At 69.4% G+C, this 24,613-nt stretch carries 28 protein-coding genes and 1 pseudogene; 20 read left to right on the top strand and 9 right to left on the bottom strand.

Annotated features, from left to right (window positions below; genetic code table 11):
- The first annotated feature begins 23 nt into the window (after positions 1 to 23).
- From IG196_RS23730 to IG196_RS23710, 5 genes are all read left to right on the top strand, one after another.
- Positions 24 to 656, top strand: coding sequence for an LpxA family transferase (locus tag IG196_RS23730; RefSeq protein WP_192193275.1), 633 nt, complete (start codon positions 24 to 26; stop codon positions 654 to 656).
- A gap of 159 nt (positions 657 to 815) precedes the next feature.
- A complete protein-coding gene (locus tag IG196_RS23725) occupies positions 816 to 1,847 on the top strand; it encodes an isocitrate/isopropylmalate dehydrogenase family protein (protein ID WP_192193274.1) in 1,032 nt (343 codons plus the stop codon).
- 32 nt (positions 1,848 to 1,879) lie between these two features.
- On the top strand, positions 1,880 to 2,602 hold the full coding sequence (locus tag IG196_RS23720; RefSeq protein ID WP_192193273.1) for a phosphodiester glycosidase family protein: 723 nt from the start codon (positions 1,880 to 1,882) through the stop codon (positions 2,600 to 2,602).
- 41 nt (positions 2,603 to 2,643) lie between these two features.
- Positions 2,644 to 3,354: a YceH family protein gene (locus tag IG196_RS23715; RefSeq protein WP_192193272.1), complete on the top strand. Its 711-nt coding sequence runs from the start codon at positions 2,644 to 2,646 to the stop codon at positions 3,352 to 3,354.
- 85 nt (positions 3,355 to 3,439) lie between these two features.
- A complete protein-coding gene (locus IG196_RS23710; protein ID WP_192193271.1) occupies positions 3,440 to 3,895 on the top strand; it encodes a hypothetical protein in 456 nt (151 codons plus the stop codon).
- A gap of 10 nt (positions 3,896 to 3,905) precedes the next feature.
- Here IG196_RS23710 and IG196_RS23705 read toward each other — a convergent pair whose 3' ends face one another.
- Entirely contained in the window at positions 3,906 to 4,379 is a 474-nt protein-coding gene (locus IG196_RS23705) for an Lrp/AsnC family transcriptional regulator (RefSeq protein WP_099792200.1), read from the bottom strand.
- A gap of 87 nt (positions 4,380 to 4,466) precedes the next feature.
- Here IG196_RS23705 and IG196_RS23700 point away from each other — a divergent pair, with 87 nt between their 5' ends.
- From IG196_RS23700 to IG196_RS32130, 3 genes and pseudogenes are all read left to right on the top strand, one after another.
- On the top strand, positions 4,467 to 5,648 hold the full coding sequence (locus IG196_RS23700) for a M20 aminoacylase family protein (protein WP_192193270.1): 1,182 nt from the start codon (positions 4,467 to 4,469) through the stop codon (positions 5,646 to 5,648).
- Between the two features lie 28 nt (positions 5,649 to 5,676).
- A pseudogene (locus IG196_RS32135) lies at positions 5,677 to 6,846 on the top strand (diaminopropionate ammonia-lyase); the annotation flags it as partial.
- Between the two features lie 69 nt (positions 6,847 to 6,915).
- Positions 6,916 to 8,121 carry a M20 family metallo-hydrolase gene (locus IG196_RS32130; RefSeq protein ID WP_225617098.1) on the top strand — a complete coding sequence of 402 codons (1,206 nt, stop codon included), beginning with the start codon at positions 6,916 to 6,918 and terminating at the stop codon, positions 8,119 to 8,121.
- 31 nt (positions 8,122 to 8,152) lie between these two features.
- Here the strand turns inward: IG196_RS32130 and IG196_RS23690 are convergent, their stop codons facing one another.
- Positions 8,153 to 9,358 carry a patatin-like phospholipase family protein gene (locus tag IG196_RS23690; RefSeq protein ID WP_192193268.1) on the bottom strand — a complete coding sequence of 402 codons (1,206 nt, stop codon included), beginning with the start codon at positions 9,356 to 9,358 and terminating at the stop codon, positions 8,153 to 8,155.
- Positions 9,359 to 9,451: 93 nt separating this feature from the next.
- Between IG196_RS23690 and apbC the strand changes: the two genes are divergently transcribed.
- The 4 genes from apbC to tsaA all read left to right on the top strand — a co-directional run bounded on the left by apbC (position 9,452) and on the right by tsaA (position 12,684).
- The gene (gene apbC / locus IG196_RS23685) at positions 9,452 to 10,543 is read left to right on the top strand and encodes an iron-sulfur cluster carrier protein ApbC (RefSeq protein WP_192193267.1); all 1,092 of its coding nucleotides are present in this window, start codon (positions 9,452 to 9,454) and stop codon (positions 10,541 to 10,543) included.
- Between the two features lie 296 nt (positions 10,544 to 10,839).
- Positions 10,840 to 11,790: a LysR substrate-binding domain-containing protein gene (locus tag IG196_RS23680; protein ID WP_192193266.1), complete on the top strand. Its 951-nt coding sequence runs from the start codon at positions 10,840 to 10,842 to the stop codon at positions 11,788 to 11,790.
- Between the two features lie 52 nt (positions 11,791 to 11,842).
- On the top strand, positions 11,843 to 12,190 hold the full coding sequence (locus IG196_RS23675) for a winged helix-turn-helix domain-containing protein (RefSeq protein WP_062478989.1): 348 nt from the start codon (positions 11,843 to 11,845) through the stop codon (positions 12,188 to 12,190).
- Positions 12,187 to 12,684 carry a tRNA (N6-threonylcarbamoyladenosine(37)-N6)-methyltransferase TrmO gene (gene tsaA / locus IG196_RS23670; RefSeq protein WP_101489045.1) on the top strand — a complete coding sequence of 166 codons (498 nt, stop codon included), beginning with the start codon at positions 12,187 to 12,189 and terminating at the stop codon, positions 12,682 to 12,684. Before IG196_RS23675 ends, tsaA begins: the two co-directional genes overlap by 4 nt.
- Here the strand turns inward: tsaA and IG196_RS23665 are convergent.
- Positions 12,645 to 13,325, bottom strand: a complete 681-nt coding sequence (locus tag IG196_RS23665; protein WP_192193265.1) for a nitroreductase family protein — start codon at positions 13,323 to 13,325, stop codon at positions 12,645 to 12,647. The two genes, tsaA and IG196_RS23665, sit on opposite strands and share 40 nt — an antisense overlap.
- 7 nt (positions 13,326 to 13,332) lie before the next feature.
- A complete protein-coding gene (locus IG196_RS23660) occupies positions 13,333 to 13,572 on the bottom strand; it encodes a hypothetical protein (RefSeq protein ID WP_192193264.1) in 240 nt (79 codons plus the stop codon).
- 115 nt (positions 13,573 to 13,687) lie between these two features.
- Here IG196_RS23660 and modB point away from each other — a divergent pair, with 115 nt between their 5' ends.
- The 8 genes from modB (at position 13,688) to fdhD (ending at position 20,206) form a co-directional block, all read left to right on the top strand.
- Entirely contained in the window at positions 13,688 to 14,374 is a 687-nt protein-coding gene (modB, locus tag IG196_RS23655; protein ID WP_192193263.1) for a molybdate ABC transporter permease subunit, read from the top strand.
- A gap of 28 nt (positions 14,375 to 14,402) precedes the next feature.
- The gene (gene modA / locus IG196_RS23650; protein ID WP_192193262.1) at positions 14,403 to 15,152 is read left to right on the top strand and encodes a molybdate ABC transporter substrate-binding protein; all 750 of its coding nucleotides are present in this window, start codon (positions 14,403 to 14,405) and stop codon (positions 15,150 to 15,152) included.
- Complete coding sequence (locus tag IG196_RS23645; protein ID WP_192193261.1) at positions 15,149 to 15,937, top strand: ABC transporter ATP-binding protein; 789 nt, start codon at positions 15,149 to 15,151, stop codon at positions 15,935 to 15,937. Before modA ends, IG196_RS23645 begins: the two co-directional genes overlap by 4 nt.
- Before the next feature lie 34 nt (positions 15,938 to 15,971).
- Positions 15,972 to 16,253, top strand: a complete 282-nt coding sequence (locus IG196_RS23640; RefSeq protein WP_192193260.1) for a YlcI/YnfO family protein — start codon at positions 15,972 to 15,974, stop codon at positions 16,251 to 16,253.
- Positions 16,250 to 16,564 carry a type II toxin-antitoxin system RelE/ParE family toxin gene (locus tag IG196_RS23635; protein WP_192193259.1) on the top strand — a complete coding sequence of 105 codons (315 nt, stop codon included), beginning with the start codon at positions 16,250 to 16,252 and terminating at the stop codon, positions 16,562 to 16,564. The genes IG196_RS23640 and IG196_RS23635 overlap by 4 nt, the downstream gene beginning before the upstream one ends.
- A 78-nt stretch (positions 16,565 to 16,642) precedes the next feature.
- Complete coding sequence (locus tag IG196_RS23630) at positions 16,643 to 18,985, top strand: FdhF/YdeP family oxidoreductase (protein WP_192193258.1); 2,343 nt, start codon at positions 16,643 to 16,645, stop codon at positions 18,983 to 18,985.
- Positions 18,982 to 19,269, top strand: coding sequence for a hypothetical protein (locus IG196_RS23625; protein ID WP_192193257.1), 288 nt, complete (start codon positions 18,982 to 18,984; stop codon positions 19,267 to 19,269). The genes IG196_RS23630 and IG196_RS23625 overlap by 4 nt, the downstream gene beginning before the upstream one ends.
- A gap of 19 nt (positions 19,270 to 19,288) precedes the next feature.
- A complete protein-coding gene (fdhD, locus tag IG196_RS23620) occupies positions 19,289 to 20,206 on the top strand; it encodes a formate dehydrogenase accessory sulfurtransferase FdhD (RefSeq protein WP_225616773.1) in 918 nt (305 codons plus the stop codon).
- Here the strand turns inward: fdhD and mnmH are convergent.
- From mnmH to IG196_RS23595, 5 genes are read right to left on the bottom strand one after another with little or no spacing between them, the layout of a single operon-like run.
- Positions 20,131 to 21,210, bottom strand: coding sequence for a tRNA 2-selenouridine(34) synthase MnmH (mnmH, locus tag IG196_RS23615; protein ID WP_192193255.1), 1,080 nt, complete (start codon positions 21,208 to 21,210; stop codon positions 20,131 to 20,133). The genes fdhD and mnmH overlap by 76 nt on opposite strands.
- A 35-nt stretch (positions 21,211 to 21,245) precedes the next feature.
- Positions 21,246 to 22,043, bottom strand: a complete 798-nt coding sequence (gene phnE / locus IG196_RS23610; protein ID WP_192193254.1) for a phosphonate ABC transporter, permease protein PhnE — start codon at positions 22,041 to 22,043, stop codon at positions 21,246 to 21,248.
- Positions 22,040 to 22,882 (bottom strand): PhnE/PtxC family ABC transporter permease, encoded by an 843-nt coding sequence (locus tag IG196_RS23605; protein ID WP_192193253.1) that lies wholly within the window; start codon positions 22,880 to 22,882, stop codon positions 22,040 to 22,042. The genes phnE and IG196_RS23605 overlap by 4 nt, the downstream gene beginning before the upstream one ends.
- Complete coding sequence (locus IG196_RS23600) at positions 22,879 to 23,703, bottom strand: phosphonate ABC transporter ATP-binding protein (RefSeq protein WP_192193252.1); 825 nt, start codon at positions 23,701 to 23,703, stop codon at positions 22,879 to 22,881. The genes IG196_RS23605 and IG196_RS23600 overlap by 4 nt, the downstream gene beginning before the upstream one ends.
- A gap of 13 nt (positions 23,704 to 23,716) precedes the next feature.
- Positions 23,717 to 24,580, bottom strand: a complete 864-nt coding sequence (locus tag IG196_RS23595; protein ID WP_192193251.1) for a putative selenate ABC transporter substrate-binding protein — start codon at positions 24,578 to 24,580, stop codon at positions 23,717 to 23,719.
- Positions 24,581 to 24,613: the final 33 nt, after the last annotated feature.

The following is a 24,613-nucleotide window of genomic DNA, read 5'->3' as shown; positions in this document are numbered from 1 at the left end:
CGTTCGGTGGCAGCATCGACCCCATGACGCATGCCATCGACCTGTCCGCCTACGTCGCGGGATTCGCCGCTTCTCCCCTGGCGCCCTGGGGCGCGCTCCTGCCCTGGGAACTGCCGCCGCGCGCGCCCGAGATCGTGCGCCGGCTGCTCGCGGCGCTGCCGGCACATGTGTATGCCATCGACGGCGAGGTGGCCGTTCACCGCGACGCCGTGGTCGAGCCCGGCGCGGTGCTCAAGGGGCCGTTGATCCTGAGCGCAGGCTGTTTCGTGGCCGCGGGCGCCTACCTGCGCGGCGGCAACTGGGTCGATGCGCGCTGCACGATCGGGCCGGGCACCGAGCTGAAATCGTCTTTCGTGTTCGCAGGCTCGGCGCTGGCGCATTTCAACTTCGTCGGCGATTCGATCGTCGGCGCGGGCGTGAACATGGAGGCGGGCAGCATCGTGTGCAATCACCGCAACGAGCGCGCCGACAAGCAGATCAGGGTGCGCAGCGGACCGGGCGGGGCGCTGCAGCCCGCCGGTTGCGACAAGTTCGGCGCGCTGATCGGCGATGGGGCGTGCATCGGCGCCAATGCCGTTGTTGCGCCCGGTGCGTTGCTGGCCCCGGGCCGTGTCGTGCGCCGCGCGTCGCTCGTCGACCAGGAGGTCGAGCCATGAGCCACACGCTCCTCGTGCTGGCCGAAAGCGAGCGCCTTCGAATGACCCTTTGAGGCCGCGCCTGAGGCCCGGCGGCCGCGAGGGGCCGGCGTTATTCTTCAGCCTTCGCGCCGAACCGGCCGCGATCCCCTTCACCTGACCTCACGAGGGCGCCTTTCCATGACCACCCCCATTCCCGCAACCCTGATCCCCGGCGACGGCATCGGCCCTGAAATCGTCGACGCCACCCTGGCCGCACTCGATGCGCTGAAGGCGCCTTTCGTGTGGGACACCCAGATCGCCGGCCTGGGCGGCGTCAAGGCCTCGGGCGACCCGCTGCCCAAGGCCACGCTGGACAGCATCCGCAGCACCCGGCTCGCCCTCAAGGGCCCGCTCGAAACCCCCTCGGGCGGCGGTTATCGCTCGTCGAACGTGCGGCTGCGCGAGGAGTTCCAGCTGTACGCCAACCTGCGCCCCGCGCGCACCATCATCCCGGGCGGTCGCTTCGACAAGATCGATTTGATGATCGTGCGCGAGAACCTCGAGGGCCTCTACATCGGCCACGAGCACTACGTGCGCATCGACGGCGACCCGCACGCCGTGGGCATGGCCACCGGCATCAACACGCGCCAGGGCTGCCGCCGGGTGCTCGAGTACGCGTTCGACACGGCGATCGCCACCGGCCGCAAGAAGGTCACGCTGGTGCACAAGGCCAACATCATGAAAGTGCTGACCGGCCTGTTCCTGGAAACCGGCGAGCAGCTCTACGCCGAAAAGTACAAGGGCAAGTTCGAACTCGATTCGATCATCGTGGACGCCTGCGCCATGAAGCTGGTGCTGAACCCCTGGCAGTTCGACATGCTGGTGACGACCAACCTGTTCGGCGACATCCTGTCGGACCTCGTGGCCGGCCTCGTCGGCGGCCTGGGCATGGCACCGGGCGCCAACATCGGCACCGACGCTGCGATCTTCGAGGCCGTGCACGGCTCGGCGCCCGACATCGCCGGCAAGGGCATCGCCAACCCGACCGCACTGCTGCTGGCCGCCGCGATGATGCTCGACCACACGAAGATGCCCGAGCTGGCCACGCGCCTGCGCACGGCCATCGACCAGACGCTGAACATCGACAACGTGCGCACCGGCGACCTGGGCGGCACGGCGAACACCGCCGCTTTCACCCAGGCGCTGGTCGCGCGCATCAACGGCGGCTGAGCAAGCAAGCAAAAGGCAGCGCAGGTCGTCGCATGAAGAAATTGCTGCTGCCTGCGCTGGTCTTGTTGCTCGCCGGCCTGGCGTGGTCTGCGGCCGGGGCCACGGATGCGCCGCGCTACACCGTCGTGAAGGTCGACCTTCGCACCGAACGGCTGGCGCTGTTCCTGAACGACGACACGGGCACCGCCTTCAAGCGTTTCGACCGGCTTGAGACCTGGCTGAAGGCGCGCCACAAGCAACTGCTGTTCGCGGTGAACGCCGGCATGTACCACGCCGACTTTGCACCGGTCGGCCTGCTGGTGCGCGAAGGCCGCGAAGAAGCGCCTTTGAATCTGGCCGACGGCGTCGGCAATTTCTTTCGCAAGCCCAACGGCGTGTTCCTGGTGACAGCCGAGGGGCCGCGCATCGTCGAGGCGTCGGAGTACCCGGCGGTGGCTGCGAAGGGCGGCGTGCAGCTGGCGACGCAATCGGGCCCGCTGCTGCTGCGCCACGGCGCGGTGCACCCGGCGCTCATTCCGAATTCGGATTCGCGCAAGACCCGCAACGGCGTGTGCGTGTCGGGCGCGACGGCGGTCTTCGTCTTTGCCGAAACGCCGGTGAATTTTTACGATTTCGCGCTCTACTTCCGCGATGTGCTGCATTGCCGCGACGCGCTGTACCTCGACGGCACCGTGTCGGCGATCTACTCGAAGACACTGCAGCGCAACGACTTCGTGCGCGACCTCGGGCCGATGCTGGCCGTGGTGGCGCCCTGAGGCCCTGCTGCCTTTTCACTTCTGCTTTTTATCCCTGCGCCATGTCCACACCGCTGCCCGTCCTGTCCCTCCTTGAAACCCGCGTGCTGGGGGTGCTGGCCGAAAAGCAGCGCACCGTGCCCGACAGCTACCCGCTCACGCTCAACTCGCTGGTGTCGGGCTGCAACCAGAAGACCAGCCGCAACCCGGTGCTCGAACTCAGCGAGTCGCAGGTGCAAGCCGCCATCGAGAGCCTGAGGGGCTACAGCCTCGTGGCCGAAACCAGCGGCGGGCGCGCCTTCCGCTACGAACACAACGCCGACCGCGTGCTGCGCATCCCGTCGCAGTCGGTCATCCTGCTCACCGTGCTGATGCTGCGCGGCCCGCAGACGGCCGGCGAGCTGCGCATCGCCTGCGACCGCATGCACAACTTTGCCGACATCTCGTCGGTCGAGGGCTTCCTCAACGAGCTGTCCGAGCGTCCGGCCGGTGCGCTGGTGGTGAAGCTGGCGCGCCTGCCGGGCGCACGCGAAAGCCGCTGGGCGCACCTGCTGAGCGGGCCGCCGGCGGAAGAGGTGGCGGGGCCGGGCGCATCGGGCGACGGCGCCTTTGCGACGCACGGCGATTCGCTCGGCGAAGTCGCGGCGCTCAAGGCCAACGTGGCGCGGCTCGAGACCGAGGTGGCGTCGCTGAAGGCGCTGCTGGGACGTGTGTGCTCGGAGCTGGGCATTTCCCCTGACGCGCCAGACACGCCAGAAGCACCCGAGGCCTGATCCCCCGCGTTCACACAGGCTTCATCCAGCCCGCACATTCGCCGCCTACCGTCGGACCCATTGCGAACCCAATGGAGCTCCGACCATGGACCACGGACAGACAGCCGCCTGGCGCGACCACACACCCTTCGACGACATCACCCGCCGCTTGCTGGGCGGGCTGGCGGCTCTCGCCGGCCTTGCCAGTCTCTACGCCTTCTTCTGGTGGGCCGCCTCGGCCACCGGCTTCCTGCTGTTCGACGGCTGGTGGCACACCTGGCGCGGCCTGGGCACGGCCCTCGCGTTCCGCGACGTGGATTCGGCGTTCTACCTGCTGAGCTGGACGCTGTCGGTTCTCGGCGGTGCGCTCGGCTGGATCGCGCTGGTCGCCCTCGCCGTGACCCATCGGCGCGGCTGGGCCGCGGTGCCGACGTGGATCAAGGCCGGCTGCTTCATCGGCGCTATCGCAGGGCTGGCCTTCGAACCCGGTCGGCTGCTGGCCATGGCCCCGATCGTCGGCGCGGTGCTGTTGATGCTGCGGTCGATGCTGCCGGTGCGCTGAGCCCGCGCCCTCAGCCCCCCACCGACACGGGCACATCCAGGCTCACCTTCACCGGGTCCATCGTCACCAGCGTGCGAAAGCGCTTGACGTTGTTGCTCTGGAAAAACAGCTGGCGGGTGAGCGCGGTGTACTGCGCCATGTCGCGCACCACGCACACGAGGATGAAGTCCCACTCGCCCGTCACGTAGTAGCACTGCTGCACCTGCGGGCAGTCGCGAAAGCTCTGCTTCATGGCGTCGAGCCGTTCGATCTGCTCGCTTTCGGCCTCGACCTCGACCACGATGGTGAGCGGGTGCCCGAGCGCGGCGGGCGACAGCACGGCGCCGTGGCGCTGGATCACGCCCTCGTCGCGCAGGCGCTTGAGCCGACGGTTCACCGCCGCCGTCGACAGGTGGATGCGCTCGCCGAGTTCGCCCTGCGAGAGGCGGCTGTCAGCCTGGATCAGTTCGAGCAGGTGCAGGTCGAGGGCGTCGAGGGGCGTCATGAAAAGGCGATGTCTCACGCAAAAACGTTGCGCGGCAGCAGCTCATTTTGCGCACCTGTCCCGCTGCGTTGTCAATAGCATCTCGCCATGAAGTTTCCAGACCACCCCTTGCGCGACCAGCTGGCCGGCTGGCGGCACCAGCTGCATGCGATGCCCGAGACCGGCTTCGAAGAGGCGAAGACCTCGGCCTTCATTGCCAACGCGCTGCGGGCGCTGGGCCTCGAGGTCCACACCGGCATCGGCGGTACCGGGCTGGTCGCCAGCCTCACGGTGGGCAGCGGGCCGGGCGTGATCGGCCTGCGCGCCGAGATGGACGCGCTGGCCATCACCGAGCTCGCGACCGAGCGGCCCTACGCCTCCGGCACGCCCGGGCGCATGCACGCCTGCGGCCACGACGGCCACATGGCGATGGTGCTCGGCGCCGCGCAGCTGCTGCGCGAGCGGCGCGATTTCGACGGCACCGTGCGCTTCATCTTCCAGCCTGCCGAAGAGCACGGCCGCGGCGCCCGGGCCATGATGGACGACGGCCTGTTCACTCGCTTCCCGGTCGACGAGATCTACGGCCTGCACAACATGCCCGGCCTGCCCGCCGGCACCTTCGCCACGCGCGCGGGCGGCCTGATGGCGAGCGAGGACAACTTCGTCATCCACATCCACGGCCGGGGCACGCACGCCGCGCGGCCGCACATGGGCATCGACCCCATCGTGATCGGCGCGCAGATCGTGCTGGCGCTGCAGACCATCGTGTCGCGCACGCTCGACCCGGGTGCGCAGGCCGTGGTGTCGTGCACCGAGTTCATCACCGACGGCATCCGCAACGCGATTCCGTCGAACGTGGTCATCAAGGGCGACACGCGCAGCTACGACCCCGCCGTGCAGCGCATGCTCGAGGCGCGCATGCGCGAGATCAGCGAAGGCATCTGCCGCATGCACGGCGCGGACTGCACCTTCAGCTACACGCACGAGTTCGCGCCCACCGTGAACCGGGCCGAGTGCGTGCCGACCGCGGTGGCCGCCGCCACGGCCGTGGTGGGCGCCGAGAAGGTCGATGCCAATGTCGCGCCGATGATGATCTCGGAAGACTTCGGCGCCTTCCTGCGCGCCGTGCCGGGCGCCTTCGTCTTCCTGGGCAACGGCGCCGAGGGCGAGCCCGGCGGCACGCCGCTGCACAACGGCCGCTACGACTTCAACGACGCCGTGCTGACCACGGGCGCGCGCTACTTCGCGGAGATCGTGCGATTGCGGCTTCCCGTGCGCACCGCGGCCTGATCAATTCTTCTTTTCCGGTTTTCTTCTCATGCTCTTCGCCAATCCTCACGCGCAACGGCGCGGCTACGACGCGGCCCTGCAGGCCGTCATGAACATCGCACGCGGCCGCGAGAGCCGCCAGTGGCTGTCCACCTGGGACCGGCTCTCACCGCAGCCGACACCCGCGTGGCCCTTGCCCCGGCTCGCGGCGCAACTGGGCATCGCGCAGGTCATCGTGAAAGACGAATCGCGCCGCTCCGCGCTCGGTAGCTTCAAGGTGCTCGGCGCGCCCGTGGCCTTGCTGCGATTGGTGCTGCGCCGCTGGCCCGACCGGGGCTGGACGCCGGCCAACCTGTTCGCGGGCCGGCACGCCGCAGCGCTGCGCGACTTCGTCGTCATCAGCGCGACCGACGGCAACCATGGCCGCGCACTGGCCGCGGCCGCGCAGAGCATGGGCTGCCGCTGCGTGATCGTGCTGCACGCGCAGGTCAGCGAGGAGCGCGAGGCGCCCATCGCCGCGCTCGGCGCCGAGATCGTGCGCATCGCCGGCAACTACGACGCCTCGGTGGAGGAGGCCGCGCGCCTGGCTCAGGCCAATGGCTGGGAGGTGGTCTCCGACACATCCTACGAAGGCTACGAAGAGATTCCGCGCGACGTGATGCAGGGCTACGGCATCCTCGTCGACGAGCTGCTCGAGACCACCGCGCCCGGCGCGCCGTGCCCCTTCACCCACGTCATCGTGCAAGGCGGCGTTGGCGGGCTCGCGGCCGGCGTGGCCAGCCATGTCTGGGAGCGCTACGGCGCCGCGCGCCCGACGCTGATCGTGGTCGAACCCGAACAGGCCGACTGCCTGCTGCAAAGCGCGCGCAGCGGCCGCCCCGACCGCGCCACCGGCAGCGTCGATTCCGTGATGGCCGGGCTGGCCTGCGGCGAGACCTCGCCGCTCGCTTGGCGCTTTCTGCAGCCCTCGGTCGATCTCTTCATGACCGTGACCGATGCCGACGCCGAACACGCCATGCGCACCTTCGCCACCGGTGAGGCGGGCGACGTGCCCGTGCTGGTCGGCGAGTCCGGCGCGGCCGGCCTGGCGGCGCTGCAGGTGCTTGCGGCGGACCCTGAACTGGCGCGCGCCGCAGGCCTCGACGCCAGCTCGCGCGTGCTGCTGTTCAGTACCGAAGGCGCAACCGCACCCGGCGTGTACCGCGCGCTGACCGGCCGCTCGGGCGAAGAAGTCGTGACGGCGCAGGCGCAATGGCTGCAACGCGAAGGCATCGCCGAAGCGGCGCTGATGGCGCGCATCGACGCGCACGCCGCCATCGGCGCGACCGCACAAGGCGGCGTCTGCCGCATCGCGCTCACCGACGCCGACCGGGCGGGCCGCGACCGGCTCGTGCAGTGGATGCAGGACCTGGGCCTCACCGTGCGCATCGACCGCATCGGCAACATCTTCGGTATCCGCCCCGGCCAACGGCCCGACGCCAAACCCGTAATGACCGGCTCGCACATCGACACCGTCGCCACGGGCGGGCGCTACGACGGCAACTACGGCGTGATGGCCGGCCTCGAGGTGGTGCGCTGGCTCAACGAACGCCAGCGCCAGACGTTGCGCCCCTTCGTGGTCGCCGCCTTCACCAACGAAGAGGGCGTGCGCTTCATGCCTGACATGCTGGGCTCGCTGGTGCATGCGGGCGGCCTGGCGCTGGATGCGGCGCTCGACATCACTGCCACCGACGGCGCGCGGCTGGGCGACGAACTCGCGCGCATCGGCTACGCGGGCGACATGCCTTGCGGCACGCTGGTGCCGCATGCGTTTGTCGAGCTGCACATCGAGCAGGGTCCGGTGCTGGAGGCCGAAGGCGTCACCATCGGCGCGGTGGCCGACCTGCAGGGCATCTCATGGCAGGAGATCGTCGTCACCGGCCAGTCGAACCATGCGGGCACCACGCCGATGCGCCTGCGCCACGACGCGGGCTACTGCGCCGCCGCCATCGCGGTGTTCGTGCGCGAGCTGGCGCGACGCTACGGCGGCAGCCAGGTCGCGACCGTCGGTGCGATCGACCTGCATCCCAACCTCATCAACGTGATCGCAGCGCGCGCCACGCTCACGGTTGATCTGCGCAACACCGATGAGGCGACGCTGCAGGACGCCGAGTGCGAGTTGGCGGACTACCTGCGGCAGCTCGAAACAACCGAAGGCGTGACCATCGAAGCCCGCACGCTCGCGCGTTTCGAGCCGGTGCAATTCGACGAGCGATTGGTGCGCGTCATCGAAGCCAGCGCGCACGCACGCGGGCTGAGCCACCGCCGCATGACCTCGGGCGCGGGCCACGACGCGCAGATGATGGCTCGCATCGCGCCCGCCGCCATGATCTTCGTGCCGAGCGTGCGCGGCATCAGCCACAACCCGAAGGAGCACACGGCGAGCGCCGACCTGGTGCAGGGCGCGAATGTGCTGCTGGATGTGGTGCTGGGGCTGGTGGACGAGGCGGGGTGAGCGGCGGGCTTTCAGTCGACCGCTGGCGCCATCACTTTGGCACCCACCCAAAGAACCGCACCACCTCGTCCCGCTGCCGCACCGCATCCGCGCGCCCGAGCGCCATCAGCTCGCGCGTGTAGCCCGACTCGAACAGCAGATAGCTCGCCAGCGCGCCGCCCTTCACATCGGCCGCGACCTTCGAGCCGCCCAGCAGGTGCCGCACCGCGCCCGGCAGGGCATCGACGTGGCGCGCCGCGATCATGTCGATGCGCTCCGAGGGCGAGATCACCAGCAGGTCGAGCGGGCGCAGCGTGCTCGCGGCGCGCGCCTCTTCGGGGATCAGGCCCAGCGTGTGATTGATGCGGCGCAGCCGTTCGATGTCGACCGCGAGCGCATCGAGAAAGATGCTCGACAGCGCATGGCCCGCGATCTGCGCCATGGTCGGGTAGCCGCTGTGCGTGTTGGGCGCAGCCTCGTCGCGCGGCTCGTGCATGCGGCCCGCGCCGATCACCACGATGCGCTGCGCGCCCAGATGAATCGCCGCCGCGATGGGCGCGGATTGGCGCATCGAGCCGTCGCCGAAGTACTCGGTGTGGCCCGGCGGCATCGGCAACGCCGTGGCCGGGAACACGAACGGAATGGCCGACGAGGCCATCAGGTGCGCGTGCGTGATGCGGTCGCGCACCGACAGGCGCTGCGAGCGCACCCAGGGCTCCATCGGCACGGCCGCTTCAAAGAAGGTGACGTGTTCGCCCGAGCTGTAGCTCGACGCCGTGACGGCCAGCGCCTGCACGTGGCCCTGCTGCATGAGCTGCGGCAGCCGGTCCAGCGGCACCAGGCGCGCGAGCAGGTCGGCCAGCGGCGCGTTGTCGAGCAGCGACTTCGGCTTGATGCGCATCCAGTTGGCCGCGAAACGCCCCAGCCCAAGCAGCATGCGCCAGCGCGCGCCGCTGCCGAGCACCGAGAGCGAGTCGGCGCGGTAGACCTGCTCGGCGCGAAAGTTGCCCCACACCTGCGCAATGTGCGCGACCACGCGGTCGAAGTCGTCGGAGCCGCAGGCCAGCGCGGCGGCGTTGATGGCGCCGGCCGAGGTGCCGGTGATGACCTGGAACGGGTTGCCGCTGCCGATGGCCGCGCCGGCGGCCAGGGCGTCGCGCCGGATCTCGGCGATGGCTTCGAGCACGCCGACCTGGTAGGCGGCGCGGGCGCCGCCGCCTGTCAGCAGCAGGCCGGAGGCGGGGCGTGTCTCGGGCATTCTTTTTTGGTGTCTGGGTTTTCGGGTATTGAACGCTGTCCGGTGCGGGCTTGGCAGGCCGAATAGACTACCCGCCATTCAGGAGTTTGATCAATGGCACTCACCCCCGACGGGCTCATGGACGCGCTCAAGAGCGTCACGGACCCTAACACCGGCAAAGAATTCGCAGCGACGCGCTCGCTCAAAAACCTCCAGATCGCCGAGGGCGACGTCTCGTTCGAGCTCGAACTGGGCTATCCGGCCAAGAGCCAGCACGCGGCCATCCGCAAGTCGCTCGTGGCCGCGGCCAAGACCGTGCCGGGCGTGGAGAACGTGTCGGTCAACATCGTCACCAAGGTCATCAGCCATGCGGTGCAGCGCGGCGTGCAGCTGATGCCCAACGTGCGCAACATCGTGGCCGTGGCCTCGGGCAAGGGCGGCGTGGGCAAGAGCACCACGGCCGCCAACCTGGCGTTGGCGCTGGCCGCCGAGGGCGCCACCGTGGGCCTGCTCGACGCCGACATCTACGGCCCGAGCCAGCCCATGATGATGGGCTTGGACGGCCGCCCAGAGAGCATCGACGGCAAGAACATGGAGCCCAAGGAGCGCCATGGCGTGCAGGTGATGTCGATCGGCTTCCTGGTCGACACCGACCAGGCCATGATCTGGCGCGGCCCCATGGCCACGCAGGCGCTCGAGCAGCTGCTGCGCCAGACCAACTGGAAAGACCTCGACTACCTGATCGTCGACATGCCGCCGGGCACCGGCGACATCCAGCTCACGCTGAGCCAGCGCGTGCCGATGACCGGCGCGGTGATCGTCACCACGCCGCAGGACATCGCGCTGCTCGACGCACGCAAGGGCATCAAGATGTTTGAGAAGGTCGGCGTGCCGATCCTGGGCATCGTGGAAAACATGGCGGTGCACATCTGCTCGAACTGCGGCCACACGGAGCACATCTTCGGTGCGGACGGCGGCAAGAAGATGGCGGCCGAGTACCAGATGGAATACCTGGGCGCGCTGCCGCTGGACATCAACATCCGGCTGCAGGCGGACAGCGGGGCGCCGACGGTGGTGTCCGATCCGGACGGTGAAGTCGCTGCGCTCTACAAGGCCGTGGCGCGCCGCGTGGCGGTGGGGATTGCGGAGAAGGCGAAGGACTTCTCGGCGAAGTTCCCGACGATTTCGATCAGCAAGAACACGTGAAATAGGGGCGCGTTCCAGGGCGACGCTCCCGCCGACGGGGCGCCTTGCTCCGCGAATGTCCCCCGGCCTGCGGCCTCCTCCTTGATTTCGCTGCGCAAGGCACCCCATCGACGTGAGCGTCATACGCAGCGGTCGTTGATCGGTGAGCACCCACAGCGCGTCCTGTGCGCAGGACATTGGGTGCTTCCCGCAGCGAAATCAAGGAGGAGGGCGAAGCCCGGGGGACATTCGCGGAGGGAAGTACCCGGTGGCCTGTGCACGCGCCCCGAACGAGCGCACACAAAGGACAAGAAGAAATGAACCTGCTCGCCTCCATGCGCTACCTCGTCGCACTCAGCGAGCACAAGCATTTCGGCCGCGCCGCCCAGGCCTGCCACATCACGCAGCCGGCCCTTTCGAACGCGCTGCGCGCGCTGGAAGGCGAGTTCGGCGTCGTCATCGTCAAGCGCTCCCGCGTGTACGTGGGCCTCACGCACGAAGGCGAGCGCGTGCTGGCCACGGCGCAGCGCATGCTGCGCGACAACGAGGTGCTGCTGCAGGAGCTGCGCAGCGAGGCCGATGACCCGCGCGGGCGCCTGCGCATGGCCGCCGTGCCGACCGCGATCCCGATGCTGTCGCGATTTGCCGCGATGCTGCAGCAGCGCCATCCGGGCATCGTGCCGGCCGTGCTCTCGATGAGCTCGCAGGAGCTGGAGACGGGCTTGGAGAACCTCTCGGTCGACCTCGCGTTGGGCTACACCGAGCGCATGCATCTGCCGGGCGTCAAGCTCAAGGCCTGGCCGCAGAGCATCGAACATTACTTCCTGCTGCGGCGCGCCAAGAAGCCCTCGGCGGACCGGCTGCGCATCGGCCGCCCTATCACCTGGGCCGAAGCCGGCAAGCTGCCGCTGTGCCTGCTCACGCCCGACATGCACAACCGCGCCATCATCGACCAGGCCCTGCGCGACGCCGGCGTGGCCGCGGTGGCGCCGGCCATCGAAACGAATTCCGTGCTCACGCTCGCGCTGGCCGTGAGCGTGGGCACCGTCAGCAGCGTGCTGCCCGGCGCCATGGTGGCGGCCGTGCGCAGCCACCGCGAACTGGAGGCGCTGCCGCTGGTGTCGCCCGAGGTGCGCACGCCCATCGGCTTCATGACGCAGGAGAGCGTGCGGCCCGCGCGTGCGCTCGATGCGGCGCTGGCCTTTCTGCAGACGCCCGAATGGCAGGCGCAGGCGCGCGAGCACAGCGGCGCACTCGACGCCGCGTAGACCGGCGCGCGGGTGCCGATGGCACCGCGGATGGTTTACCCTTTGCGCCACCATGAAATCCAAAGCCCAGTTCCGCCTGCGCATCTACCGGGACGACACCATCGCCATCGGCCCCGGCAAGATCGCCGTGCTCGAAGCCGTGGCCGAGACCGGCTCGATCTCGGCGGCGGCCCGCCTGCTCGGCATGTCGTACCGACGTGCGTGGATGCTGATCGACGAGATGAACCAGACGCTGGCTTCGCCCGCTGTGAACACGGCAGCCGGCGGCTCGCGCGGCGGCGGCACGGCGCTCACGCCGGTGGGCGAGGACATCGTGAAGCGCTACCGCGCCATCGAGAACGCCGCGCGCCTGGCGACCGCGGCCGATGTTCGCGCGCTCACGCGCCTGCTCGCGCCATGAACGCCGCCGACATCGATCCCGTCGTCAGCCGCCCGGTCGGCATCGTGCGCAGCCGCTTCACGGAGACCTCGGGCATGCCCATCCAGACGGCCGGCGCGCCCGACGAAGTGGGGCGCCTCGAGGTGTTCGCCGAGTTCGCGCCGGGGCTGCGCGACATCGAAGGTTTTGATTACCTGATCCTCGTGACGCACCTGCACCGCTGCGCGCACGAACGGCTCGAGGTGGTGCCTTTTCTCGACGACGCCACGCACGGCGTGTTCGCCACGCGTTCGCCCGCGCGGCCCAACCGGCTGGGCCTGTCGATCGTGCGGCTCACGGCGGTGGACGGCACGACGCTGCACTTCAGCGGCAACGACATGGTCGACGGCACGCCCGTGCTCGACATCAAGCCCTACGTGCCGCGCTTCGACGTGCGCGAGACCGAGCGCGTGGGCTGGTTCGGCGCACGGCTCGATCAGCTGCCGCGCACGCGCTCCGACGGCCGGATGGATTGATCGCTGTCGGCTGAGCCGTCACCGGCCACGCCCGGCAGCAGGTCGCCCTGCCAGCACGACCACACGTCCTGCGACAGCGTCTCGCGCGCCTGCGGCGGCGCCTCGCGAATCGTGCCCATGCTGATGAAGCCCGCCAGGTACTCGCCCGGCTGCACGCCGACCTGGCGCACCAGCGTCTCGTCGAAGCAGCGCTCGCCGCTGAGCACGATGGCGCCGTAGCCCAGCTGGTGCGCAGCGGCCAGCAGGTTGCCCAGCGCCGCGCCGGCGCCCAGCCACTGTTCGCGCGCCGGGATCTTGCTGCGCTCGCGCGGCGACACCACGAAGCCCAGCAGCAGCGGCGGGCGCGTGGCGTGCTCGCGGGCGCGCCGCAGGTCGGTCGGGCTGGCGAGTGGGTCGCGGCGCAGCTTTTCCTGTTCGAAGCACCAGGCCAGCGCCTCGCGGTTCTGCGGGCGGAACTCGATCACGCGCCACGGATGCAGCCCGCCGTGGTCGGGCGCGCGCAGGCCGGCCTGCAGGATGGCGTCGAGTTCGTCGGGGTTCGGGCCGGGCGATTGCAGCCGCCGCGGCGACACGGAGCGCCGCGTCAGCAGCACTTCGAGGATGCGTTCCGCACCCGTCATGTGGTGCCACTGGGTCGTCATGGGAGAGTCATTGCTCGCGCCGGTCGGTCCACGCCGCGCTGCGGCGCAGCACCTCGCCGATGTCCTGCGCGTCGCCCGGCGCGACCAGGAACGACTGGCTCTCGCCGCCTGGCGCGATGATCGACAGCACCAAGCCGCCGGCGTCCAGCGTGCGTTCGATGCGCCATTCGTGCACCTGCGTCACATGGCGAAGCTCGGGCCTGCCGGAGGTCGAGCGGACAACGGTGTCGTGGATGGAAGGGCGCATGGGCGGATGGGAAAAGTCTCCAACGCTGTATTCGCCAGTATATGAAGACAGGCGCATTCGCGCATCCCCGTATGAATGAAAAGGACGGCGCGTGTAACAATCTCGCCGTATTCAAATGAACACGACGACCGCTTCTCTCATCGCCACCACCGACTGGTCTCCGCTGGTCCTGTCGCTGCAGGTCGCGGCGGTTGCGACCTTTTTGGCGCTGGTCGTGGGTGTGGCGCTGGGCTGGGTGTTCGCGCGCAAGCAGTTCGTCGGCTCGGGCGTGCTCGAGGCCGTGTTCATGCTGCCGCTGGTGCTGCCGCCCACGGTGATCGGCTACGCCATCCTGGTGGCGGCGGGGCGCCGCAGCCCGCTCGGTGCGTGGCTGCGCGAGCACTTCGACTACACCATCATCTTCAGCTGGCACGGCGCCGTGGTGGCCTCGGCCGTGGTCGCGCTGCCGCTGGTGCTCAAGTCGGCCAGCGCGGCGTTCTCGAACGTCGACCGCTCGCTCGAAGCCGCCGCCAGCACCCTGCGCCAGTCGCCGTTCTCGGTGTTCTTGCGCGTCACGCTGCCGCTGGCCTGGCCCGGCATCCTGGCCGGCACGCTGCTCGCGTTCGCGCGCGCCATGGGCGAGTTCGGCGCCTCGCTGATGGTGGCCGGCTCCATTCCCAAACAGACCCAGACCCTGTCGATGGCCATCTACGACGCCGTGCAGGCCGGCCACGACGACCTGGCACTGCTGCTGGTCGTCGTCACGTCGGTGCTGTCGATCGCGGTGCTGGTTGTGTCGAACCGCTTCTTTTCGCTTCGTTGATTTCCACTTTTTCCTGGAGACTGTGCCCATGCGTTCGTTGCGCCTCTTGTCTGTTGCCCTCGCCCTTGCTCTGCCGCTCGCAGCCGCCGCGCAGCAGATCACCGTGTCCGCCGCCGCGAGCCTGACCGACGCGTTCAAGGAAATCGGTCCCAAGTTCGAAGCCGCCAAGGCGGGCAGCACCGTGCGCTTCAACTTCGCCGCCTCGGGTGTGCTGCTGCAGCAGATCGCGCAGGGCGCGCCGGTCGACGTGTTCGCCAGCGCCGACCAGGACACCATGAACCGCGGCGCCGACCAGAAGCTCGTCGACACCGCCACCCGCAAGGACTTCGTCACCAACAGCCTGGTGCTGGTCGAACCCGCGCAGGGCGCCGTCGGCCTGAAGTCGCTGCAAGACCTGAGCGGCGCCAGTGTGAAGCGGATCGCCGTCGGCAAGACCGCCACCGTGCCGGTCGGACGCTATACCAAGCAAGTGCTCGACAACGCCAAGCTCTGGACCACGCTCGAACCCAAGTTCGTGCAGGCCGACAGCGTGCGCCAGGTGCTCGACTACGTGAGCCGTGGCGAGGTCGAGGCCGGCTTTGTCTACCGCACCGACGCGGCCGTGGCCGGCGACAAGGTCAAGGTCGCCTTCACGCCCACCGGCCACACGCCCGTGACCTACCCGATCGCCGTGGTGGCCGAGAGCCGGCAGAAGGCGCTGGCCGGCGACTTCATCGCGTTCCTGTCGACGCCCGCGGCCCAGGAAGTGCTCACGCGCTACGGATTCGGCAAGCCATGATCGATGTCGATCTGCAGCTCACGGTGAAGGACGGGGCCCGGCGCTTCGACCTCGCCGTGCGCTTCCAGACCGACGTTCCCTTTGCCGCGCTCTACGGCCCCTCGGGGGCCGGCAAGTCGCTGACCCTGCAGGCCATCGCCGGCCTGCTGCATCCGTCGGCGGGCCATGTGCGGCTCGACGGCCGCACGCTGTACGACGCGGCGCAGCGCATCGATGTGCCCGCGCCGGCGCGCCGCATCGGCTACCTGTTCCAGAATTACGCGCTGTTTCCGCACCTCACGGTGCGCGAGAACGTGGCTTTCGGGCTCACGGCGTGGCACCGCCGCACGCTGCACGCGCGTGACGCCGAGCGCGTGCAGGCGCTGCTCGACAGCTTCGGCCTCGCCGCGCTGGCCGACAGCCGGCCGCAAAAGCTCTCGGGTGGCCAGCAGCAGCGTGTGGCCCTGGCGCGCGCACTGGCCTGCGAACCGCAGGTGCTGCTGCTAGACGAACCTTTTGCCGCTCTCAACCCCATGCTGCGCGCCGAACTGCGCAACGAGCTGGCGCAGGTGCGCAAGCAATGGGGCATCCCGGTCCTGATGATCACGCACGACATCGAGGACGTGCTGGCCCTGGCCGATGTGGCTTTCGTCTACAAGGACGGGCAGGTGGTGCGGGAGATCGACCTGCACAACGCCGACAGCCGCGACTTCGCGCTGCGCGAGATTGCGGGTGTGCAGGAGGTCGAGGAGACGCCGCTGCGCAGCAAGCTGCGGGGGTTGCTGATGGGGGGCGCGCGCAGCTGACGCGTTTGCATCGCATCAGCGATACAATTTGGCGATGAAAACCGCCACCATTCCTTCCGTGCGTGTGGAGCCCGAATTCCGGGACGAGGTTGAGCAGGTGCTCGGCGAGGGCGAGTCGCTTTCGCAGTTCGTCGAGGCGGCAGTGCGTGCCAGTGTCTTGCAGCGCAAGAACCAGTCCGAGTTCGTGGCGCGCGGCATGAAGTCACTGGCCAGTGCGCGCCGCACGGGCGCGTATGTCGATGCCGATGAAGTGCTCCATCGGCTTCGCACGAAGCTCGAAGGGGCGAAGAAGCAGCTCGGCGCCGCGCGCCGGTGAGCTACACCGTCCGGTTCACGCGCCAGGCGGCGGAAGACCTGGAGCGGTTGTACGACTTCGTGCTCGAGCGCGAACTCGCGAGGGAGGGTGACCTGGCGCTGGCCACGCGCGCCCTCGAAGCGATCGAACGTGGGCTTGCTGCACTGGCCTTCTCGCCGTTCACTTGCCGCAAGGCGGGCGACAGCCCTTTCATCCGCGAACTCGTGATCCCCTTTGGCGGCACCGGCTACGTCGCGCTGTTCGAGATCGAAGGAGACGATTCGGTCGTCGTCGCCGCGGTCCGGCATCAGCGGGAAGACGACTACCACTGAGCCCTTCATTTCCATTTTGAATCGCCGCATGTCCCGATTCAATTTGACGCCACGCCCCCACAGGCCAACACTGCCGCCATGAGCGAGCAGAAGATCGAGTTTTACAAGGGTCCGGCCGGTGGCTGGGGCGCGTTGCGCAGCGTGACGAATGTGCTGCTGCGGCAGGACATTCCGGTCAAGGGCGCCAAGACGCTGCTCTCGGCCAACCAGCCCGACGGCTTCGACTGCCCGGGCTGTGCCTGGCCGGACCGCAACCATGCCTCGACCTTCGAGTTCTGCGAGAACGGCGTGAAGGCCGTGGCCGCCGAGGCCACCGCGCGCCGCGCGGGCCCGGCGCTGTTTGCGAAGCACACCGTGGCCGAGCTGGCGCAGCAGAGCGATTTCTGGCTCGAAGACCAGGGCCGGCTCACGCATCCGATGGCCTATGACGCGGCCAGCGACAAATACGTGCCCATCGATTGGGACGACGCTTTCGCATTGATCGCACGCCACCTGAACGCGTTGCCCGACCCGAACCAGGCGATCTTCTATACCTCGGGCCGCGCGAGCAACGAGGCGGCCTTTCTGTACCAGCTGTTCGTTCGCGAGTACGGCACCAACAACTTTCCCGACTGCTCGAACATGTGCCACGAGCCCAGCGGCAGCGGCATGCGTCCGCAGATCGGCGTGGGCAAGGGCACGGTCACGCTCGAGGACTTCGAGAAGGCCGACGCGATCTTCATCTTCGGCCAGAACCCGGGCACGAACCATCCGCGCATGCTCGGCGAACTGCGCGCGGCCTCGAAGCGCGGCGCGCGCATCGTGAGCTTCAACCCGCTGCGCGAGCGCGGTCTGGAGCGTTTTGCCGACCCGCAGGACAAGCTCGAGATGGCCACGCTGGGCTCCACGCCGATCAGCACGCACTACTTCCAGCTGCGCGTGGGCGGTGACTTCGCGGCCGTGAAGGGAATGATGAAGCACGTCATCGAGCGCGAAGACGCGGCGGTGGCGCGCGGCGAGCCCTCGGTGCTCGACCACGACTTCATCGCCACCCACACGCTCGGCTTCGAGGCGCTGGCCGACGACCTGCGCGCCGAATCATGGCCGCTGCTGGTGCAGGAGTCGGGCCTGAGCGAGGCGCAGATCCGCGCGGCGGCCGACGTGTACCTGGGCGCCAAGCGCGTCATCGCCTGCTGGGGCATGGGCATCACGCAGCACCAGCATTCGGTGGCCACGATCCAGATGATCGGCAACTGGCTCATGCTGTGCGGCCACATGGGGCGCGAAGGCGCGGGCGCCTGCCCCGTGCGCGGCCACAGCAACGTGCAGGGCGACCGCACCATGGGCATCTGGGAAAAGCCGCCGGCCGCGCTGCTCGACCGGCTGCAGCAGGTGTTCGGTTTCGAGCCGCCGCGCAAGAACGGCGTGGACACGGTCGAGGCGATCCAGCTGATGCTCGACGGCAAGGGCAAGGTGTTCTTCGCGCTCGGCGGCAACTTCGCGGCGGCCACGCCTGACACCTACCAGACGTGGAAGGGGCTGCAGCAGTGCGACCTCACGGTGCACGTGACCACCAAGCTCAACCGCAGCCACATCGTGCACGGGCGCGAGGCGCTCATCCTGCCGTGCCTGGGCCGCACTGAGATCGACATGCAGGCCAACGGCCCGCAGGGCGTGACGGTCGAAGATTCGATGAGCATGGTCCACATCTCGATGGGCATTAACCCGCCCGCGTCGGAGCACCTGCTGTCCGAACCGGCCATCGTGGCGCGACTCGCGGCGGCCACCATCGGCGCGCGCAGCAAGACGCCGTGGCTCTGGCTGGTGGAAGACTACGCCCGCATCCGCGACAAGATCGAAGCCGTGTTCGACGACTTCAAGGACTTCAACGCGCGCGTGGCGCACCCCGGCGGCTTTCGCCTGCGCAACACGGCGAGCGAGCGCGTGTGGGCCACGGCGTCGCAAAAGGCCGTGTTCTTCACGCACGCCGTGCCGATGGACACACACGCGCACCGGGCCCGCGCGCGCTTTGCGTCGCAGCGCGACACGCTGGTGTTCACGCTGCTCACCACGCGCTCGCACGACCAGTACAACACCACCATCTACGGCATGGACGACCGCTACCGCGGCGTGTTCGGCCAGCGCCGCGTGGTGTTCATCCACGCCGACGACATCCGCCAGCTCGGCATGAAGGACGGCGACTGGGTCGACATCCAGACCGTGTGGAGCGACGGGCAAGAGCGCCGTGTCGACCGCTTCAAGCTGGTGGCCTACGACATTCCGCGCGGCAACCTCGCGGCCTATTACCCCGAGACGAACCCGCTGGTGCCGCTGTCGTCGGTGGCCGAGAACGCGGGCACGCCGACGTCCAAGTCGATTCCCGTGGTGCTGTCGCTGCATGTGGCACCGGTCGCGATGGAAGTTGACGCCGTGGCGGCATGAGCGCCGGGTTCGACGCCGACGCCTTTTCCATCGCGATCCTGCGCGCGCTCGCAGAAGCACCGGGCGAGGGCGGCATGTCGCTGCCGCGCCTGGGCAAGCGGCTGGGGCAGGGCGCGAGCGTGGTCATGCGCCAGCTCACGCTGATGGGCGATGCAACCCTCGGCGGTGTGCGCGGGCCCGGCTGGGTGCGCGTGGTGCAGTTGGACGACCGCTGGGTCGCGCACCTCACCGACGCCGGTCGCGCAGTGGCCGAGAGCCTGCCCGCTGACGACAACGCCGGCTGAGCGGACAATGGCCGCGGCCATGACAAACACCCCCGAATCCGACTCCCTGCCGCCGCTCGCGCGGCATGCCGTGCATGTCTTCGGCGAGCGCGGCCTCGCGCCCGAGGGCGTGGTGCGCGACGACACGCTGGCCGCTGAAGTGCCGGTGGCGCTGGTGTTCAACGGCGTCTCGCACGCCGTGATGATGGCCACGCCGCAAGACCTGGAAGCCTTCGCGCTGGGCTTTGCGCTCAGCGAAGGCATCCTCGACAGCGCCGCCGATTGCCGCGGCATTGACGTGCAGGTGGTCGATGCCTCCGACGCCGGCCTGCCCGAGGGCATGCCGGGCATCGAGGTGCAGATCGACATTGCCACGCGCAGCTTCGAACGCCTGAAGGACCGGCGCCGCAGCCTCGCGGGCCGCACGGGCTGCGGCGTGTGCGGCGTCGAAAGTTTCGCGGGGCTCGACCTGTCGCCGCAGCGCGTGCCGCCGCGCGACTGGATCGAACGCATCGACCTGGCCACCGTGCTGCGCGCGTTCGCGGCCATGTCGCCGCGCCAGGTGCTCAATGCCGAAGCCGGCGCGATCCATGCGGCCGCCTGGGCCACGGTCGACGGCGAACTCACTGATCTGATGGAAGACGTCGGCCGCCACAACGCGCTCGACAAGCTGCTTGGCAAGCTCGCGCGTGCAGATCGGCTGCAGGAGCCGGGCTTCGTGCTGATGTCCAGCCGCGGCAGCCACGAGCTGGTGCGCAAGTGCGCGCGCCTGGGCATCGCGGCGATGGCGACCATCTCGGCGCCGACCGCGATGGGCGTGCGCATGGCCGAGCTCAGCGGCCTGCGTTTCTGGGGGCTGTGCCGCGCGCCGCGCGGCGTGCTTTACGCCGACGGGCTCGGTGCGGCGGGTGGATTGGCGAGCGCCAGCACCGCGTCGGCGACGGCCTCGATGCCCTGATCCGACAGGTCGGACGCCGCCACGCGCTGGCGCTTCGCCCACGCGCGAAAGTGCGTTTCCTGCGACTTCTCGTAGTGCGGGTCGTAGTGCAGCGACATGAGTTCGGCGAACAGGTGCGGCAGGTCGGCGTCGTGCGCCCATTGCTGCCAGCGTGTCACCGTTTCCTTGCCCTGCATTTCCTTCAGCACGCCCATCTTCTCGGCGAGCGCCGCGCGGTCGTCGCCCAGGTAGGCGTAGTCGCGCAGCAGGTAGGCCAGCCGGGCCTCGGGCGTGGCGGCCACCTCAATGCACGGCGCCGCGCGCATCTGCGCCACCAGCGCCAGCGGCAGCGACAGCCGCCCGATGCGCACGCTCTCGCCCTCGACATACAGCGGGCGCGAGAGGTCGATGGCGTCGAGCACGGTTGCGATGCGCGTCTCGAAGTGCTTTTGCGAAGGCTGCGCCACGCCTGGCAGCGCGCCGAGCAGCGAGCCCTTGTGGTTGGCGAAGTCTTCCAGGTCGAGCACCTGCGCGCCGCGTTCGGCCAGCGCATGCAGCACGCGCGTCTTGGCGCTACCGGTGGCGCCGCACACCACGCGCAGGTCGAGCTGCGGCGTCAGCGCATCGATCTGCGAGATCACGTGCCGGCGAAAGCTCTTGTAGCCGCCCGCGAGCTGTTGCGCGTCCCAGCCCACGAGCCGCAGCCACGTGACCATCGAGCCGCTGCGCATGCCGCCGCGCCAGCAGTAGACCAGCGGCTTCCACTTCTCGGGCCGGTCGGCCAGCGTGTCGCGCAGATGCGTCGCGATGTTGGCCGCGACCATCGCGCCACCGATGCGGCGCGCCTCGAAGGCGCCGGTCTGCACGTAGACCGTGCCGACGATGTGGCGCTCCTCGTCGTTGAGCACCGGGCAGTTGATGGCGCCGGGGATGTGGTCGAGCGCGAACTCGGCCGGCGAGCGGGCGTCGATGATGGAATCGAAGGCGTGGCGGTCGCCGACCCGCACGGGCTGGCGATGACTCATGGCAGTAGGGACCTCATGCCCCGATTGTCGGCCACTCAGGCGTAGGCGGGACCTAAGCCTTTTCGCAAGCGAGCGCTCGCCAAGTCGACAAAGGTGACCAGAACGAACATCGCGATCAGCACCGTCATCGCCTGCTGCTGCTGGAAGATCGACAGGTGGAAGTACAGCAGCTGCCCCAGCCCGCCGCCGCCGACAAAGCCCAGCACGGCCGCCATGCGGATGTTCATTTCCCAGCGGTAGAGCGTGTAGGCCACCCACTGCGGCAGGACGATCGGCAGGCTGGCGTAGCTGAAGGCGGCGACCGGGCTGGCGCCCGAGAGCGCGAGCGCCTGCTCGGGCTCGCGCGGTGCGTTCTCCAGCGCCTCGGCAAAGAGGCGGCCGAGCACGCCCGTGGTGTGCAGCGCCAATGCCAGCGCGCCCGCGAACGGGCCGATGCCGGCGGCCAGCACCATGAGCGCGGCCCACACCAGCTCGGGCACGCTGCGCAAGAAGTTGAGCACGAAGCGCGCGCCATGGCGCAGCGGCCCGCCGGTGCGGCCCGAGGCTGGCAGTGCGAGCACGGCGCCTGCCACGGCGGCCAGCACGGTGCCCAGCGCCGAGACGGCCAGCGTCTGCAGCGCGCCGTGGCCGACCTTGGCAAGGAATTCGGGCGACACGTCGGGCGGGAAGAACTCCGCGATGAACTTGCCCATCAGCCGCAGCGATTCGGCCGAGCCCAGCGCGCCGTAGTCGATGCCCAGGTAGACGAAGCTCGCGACCACGGCCGCGGCGATCAGCGCCACGGCGAACCAGCAGCGCAGGCACAGAGGAGGGCGTGGTGGCAGCGTCGTCATGCCAGCAGCTTTCGCAGTGCGTTGCTCAGCATGTCGGCCAGCAGCACGAGCGCCAGGAACACGAGCAGGATGCTGCTGGCTTCGCCGCCGTTGAGCATCTTCATCGACTGGTCCATCAACTGCCCGAGGCCGCCCGCGCCCACGAAGCCCATCACCACCGAGGCGCGCACCGCGCATTCCCAGCGGTACACGGTGTACGAGGCCAGCTCCTGCGCCGTGTGCGGCAGCAGGCCGTAGCACAGCGCCGCGAGCCGGCCGCTGCCGCTTTCGAGCAGCGCGCGCGCGGGGCGCGTGTCGGTCGATTCGAGGATCTCGGCGTAGACCTTACCCAGCATGCCGCCGTAGGTGATGGCCAGCGCCAGCACGCCGGCCGCGGGGCCGAGCCCGAGTGCGCGCACGAACAGCAGCGCCCACACGATCTCGGGAATGGCGCGCAGCACCATCAGCAGCCAGCGCGCTGCTTGGCGGACGATGCCGGCCTGCACGCGGCCAGGGCCGGGTCCGATGCGCGAGATGGAGAGCGCGCGCGTGGTCACGAAGCCCAGCGGCGCGCCGATCAGCAGCGCCATGGCCGTGCCGGCCGTGGCCATGGCCAGCGTCTCGAGCGTGGCCTTGGCGAGCAGCGCGAGAAAAGCCGGCGAGCCGTCGGGCGGAAAGAAGCCCGCGAGAAAGCCGCCGATGACGGCGAGCTGTCCGCTGCCGAACAGCGCCCACGGCTTGAATTCGGAGAGCGCCAGCATCGGCCATGCGACGACCAGCGCCGCAAGCCAGCCGGCCAGCCGGCGGCCCGCTTGCGGGTCGCGCAGGGCGGGAGACGAAAGCGTCGTCGTCGCCGTCACGGGCAGTCCGGCCGATGGAAGGCCGGTTCGGTGGTGCCAACCGGCGGTTCGACCGGTAGCGGCCCCTGCGTCGCCACGCCGCCTTCGCTCGCATAGAGCGCCTCGAGCAGCGCCGGCGTCACCTCGGCGGCCGGCAGGTCGAAGGCGACCTGCCCGTCGCGCATGCCCACGATGCGCGGAAACCAGCGCAGCGCCAGGTCGACCGCGTGCAGCGACGCGACCAGCGTGGCGCCGGTCGATTCGCTCTGCGCGACCAGTTGGCCCACGGCCGCGTGCGACAGCGTGGGGTCGAGCGCCGACACGGGCTCGTCCGCCAGCAGCAGCGCCGGGCGCTGGTACAGCACGCGCGCGATGCCCACGCGCTGCAGCTGGCCGCCCGAGAGGCGATCGCAGCGGTCGAACAGCCGGTCTTCGAGCGCGAGCCGGGCCAGCGCCTCGTGCGCGCCCGCGATGTCGGACGGATAGAAAAGCGAACCCAGCGCGCGCGGCACCGACCACTGGCCGAGCCGGCCCGCGAGCACGGCCGTGACCACGCGCAGGCGCGGCGCGATCGGCGGCGCCTGGTGCACGGTGCCGATGCGCGCGCGCAACTGCTTGAGCGCACGCGCCGGCAGCCGCCACGGGTGCTGGCCCAGCGCCTGCACCTCGCCTTCGCCGGGCCGCAGCGCCGCGCCGAGCACACGCAGCAGCGTGGTCTTGCCCGCGCCTGAAGGCCCGATGACGGCGATGCGCTCGCCGTTGTGCGCGGCCAGCGTCACGCCGGCCAGCGCGCGCTGGCCGTTGGGGTGGACGACGCCCACGCCGTCGAGCGAAAAACTCATCCGCGCGGTCCGCTTACTTGATGAGGCCCGCCGACTTGCCCGCCGTCTCGATGCCGTCATAGTTCGACGACTTGGTGGGAATGAACTTGCTCGCGCGCTGCAGCGCCATGATGTCCTTGTGCGCCGGGTTGGCCGGGTCGAGCTTCAGGAACGCATCCGTCAGCTTCTTTTGCAGCGCCGCGTCCATGCCCGGGCGCACGGTCCAGTTGTAGTCGTAGTAGGTCGGCGTGGTCGCGAGCACGCGCACCTTGGCGGCGTTGGGGTTCTTCGACTCGACCAGCTTGTCCCACACCGAGGCGTTGAGCACGCCGGCTTCGGCGCGCGAGGCGGCCACGAAGGCCACGGTGGCGTCGTGCGCGCCCGAGAACGCGACGGTCTTGAAGTCCTTCTCGGGATTGATGCCGGCCTGCAGCAGGAAGTAGCGCGGCATCAGGCTGCCCGAGGTGGACGAGGGCGCGCCGAAGGCAAAGGTCTTGCCCTTCAGGTCGGCCAGCGTCTTGGCGGGGCTGTCGATCGGCACGATGAACTTGCTGGTGAACACCTCGTCTTCCGCGCGCTGCACGATCGGCACCGCGCCGCCGTTGGTGCGGATGCGCGCCTGCACGAAGGTGAAGCCGCCGAGCCAGGCCATGTCGATCTTGTTCGTCGCCAGGCCTTCGACCACGGCGGCGTAGTCGGTCACGGGCGTGAACTGCACGTCCATGCCGGTTTCCTTCTTCAGGTAGTCGCCCAGCGGCGTGAACTTGCGCTGCAGCTCGGTGGGCGCCTCGTCGGGAATGGCCGAGACGCGCAGCACGCTCTGGGCGAAGGCGCCCACGGCGGTGAGGGACAGGGCGAGGGCGATGGCCAGCCGGGACACGGTTTGTTTCGTTTGCATGGTGTGAGTGAAGCGTTCAGTGGAGAAGAAAGA

The sequence above is a fragment of the Variovorax sp. 38R genome (assembly GCF_014843395.1).
GTDB classification, from domain to species: Bacteria; Pseudomonadota; Gammaproteobacteria; order Burkholderiales; family Burkholderiaceae_C; genus Variovorax; species Variovorax paradoxus_H.
This window is presented reverse-complemented; position numbering and strand designations above follow the sequence as displayed.

Excerpts from the sequence above, each read along its gene's own strand:
- IG196_RS23730 (WP_192193275.1), top strand. The coding sequence starts at position 24 with ATGACGCATGCCATCGACCTGTCCGCCTACGTCGCGGGATTCGCCGCT.
- IG196_RS23725 (WP_192193274.1), top strand. The coding sequence starts at position 816 with ATGACCACCCCCATTCCCGCAACCCTGATCCCCGGCGACGGCATCGGC.
- IG196_RS23720 (WP_192193273.1), top strand. The coding sequence starts at position 1,880 with ATGAAGAAATTGCTGCTGCCTGCGCTGGTCTTGTTGCTCGCCGGCCTG.
- IG196_RS23715 (WP_192193272.1), top strand. The coding sequence starts at position 2,644 with ATGTCCACACCGCTGCCCGTCCTGTCCCTCCTTGAAACCCGCGTGCTG.
- IG196_RS23710 (WP_192193271.1), top strand. The coding sequence starts at position 3,440 with ATGGACCACGGACAGACAGCCGCCTGGCGCGACCACACACCCTTCGAC.
- IG196_RS23705 (WP_099792200.1), bottom strand. The coding sequence starts at position 4,379 with ATGACGCCCCTCGACGCCCTCGACCTGCACCTGCTCGAACTGATCCAG.
- IG196_RS23700 (WP_192193270.1), top strand. The coding sequence starts at position 4,467 with ATGAAGTTTCCAGACCACCCCTTGCGCGACCAGCTGGCCGGCTGGCGG.
- IG196_RS32130 (WP_225617098.1), top strand. The coding sequence starts at position 6,916 with ATGGCGCGCATCGACGCGCACGCCGCCATCGGCGCGACCGCACAAGGC.
- IG196_RS23690 (WP_192193268.1), bottom strand. The coding sequence starts at position 9,358 with ATGCCCGAGACACGCCCCGCCTCCGGCCTGCTGCTGACAGGCGGCGGC.
- apbC (WP_192193267.1), top strand. The coding sequence starts at position 9,452 with ATGGCACTCACCCCCGACGGGCTCATGGACGCGCTCAAGAGCGTCACG.
- IG196_RS23680 (WP_192193266.1), top strand. The coding sequence starts at position 10,840 with ATGAACCTGCTCGCCTCCATGCGCTACCTCGTCGCACTCAGCGAGCAC.
- IG196_RS23675 (WP_062478989.1), top strand. The coding sequence starts at position 11,843 with ATGAAATCCAAAGCCCAGTTCCGCCTGCGCATCTACCGGGACGACACC.
- tsaA (WP_101489045.1), top strand. The coding sequence starts at position 12,187 with ATGAACGCCGCCGACATCGATCCCGTCGTCAGCCGCCCGGTCGGCATC.
- IG196_RS23665 (WP_192193265.1), bottom strand. The coding sequence starts at position 13,325 with ATGACGACCCAGTGGCACCACATGACGGGTGCGGAACGCATCCTCGAA.
- IG196_RS23660 (WP_192193264.1), bottom strand. The coding sequence starts at position 13,572 with ATGCGCCCTTCCATCCACGACACCGTTGTCCGCTCGACCTCCGGCAGG.
- modB (WP_192193263.1), top strand. The coding sequence starts at position 13,688 with ATGAACACGACGACCGCTTCTCTCATCGCCACCACCGACTGGTCTCCG.
- modA (WP_192193262.1), top strand. The coding sequence starts at position 14,403 with ATGCGTTCGTTGCGCCTCTTGTCTGTTGCCCTCGCCCTTGCTCTGCCG.
- IG196_RS23645 (WP_192193261.1), top strand. The coding sequence starts at position 15,149 with ATGATCGATGTCGATCTGCAGCTCACGGTGAAGGACGGGGCCCGGCGC.
- IG196_RS23640 (WP_192193260.1), top strand. The coding sequence starts at position 15,972 with ATGAAAACCGCCACCATTCCTTCCGTGCGTGTGGAGCCCGAATTCCGG.
- IG196_RS23630 (WP_192193258.1), top strand. The coding sequence starts at position 16,643 with ATGAGCGAGCAGAAGATCGAGTTTTACAAGGGTCCGGCCGGTGGCTGG.
- IG196_RS23625 (WP_192193257.1), top strand. The coding sequence starts at position 18,982 with ATGAGCGCCGGGTTCGACGCCGACGCCTTTTCCATCGCGATCCTGCGC.
- fdhD (WP_225616773.1), top strand. The coding sequence starts at position 19,289 with ATGACAAACACCCCCGAATCCGACTCCCTGCCGCCGCTCGCGCGGCAT.
- mnmH (WP_192193255.1), bottom strand. The coding sequence starts at position 21,210 with ATGAGTCATCGCCAGCCCGTGCGGGTCGGCGACCGCCACGCCTTCGAT.
- phnE (WP_192193254.1), bottom strand. The coding sequence starts at position 22,043 with ATGACGACGCTGCCACCACGCCCTCCTCTGTGCCTGCGCTGCTGGTTC.
- IG196_RS23600 (WP_192193252.1), bottom strand. The coding sequence starts at position 23,703 with ATGAGTTTTTCGCTCGACGGCGTGGGCGTCGTCCACCCCAACGGCCAG.
- IG196_RS23595 (WP_192193251.1), bottom strand. The coding sequence starts at position 24,580 with ATGCAAACGAAACAAACCGTGTCCCGGCTGGCCATCGCCCTCGCCCTG.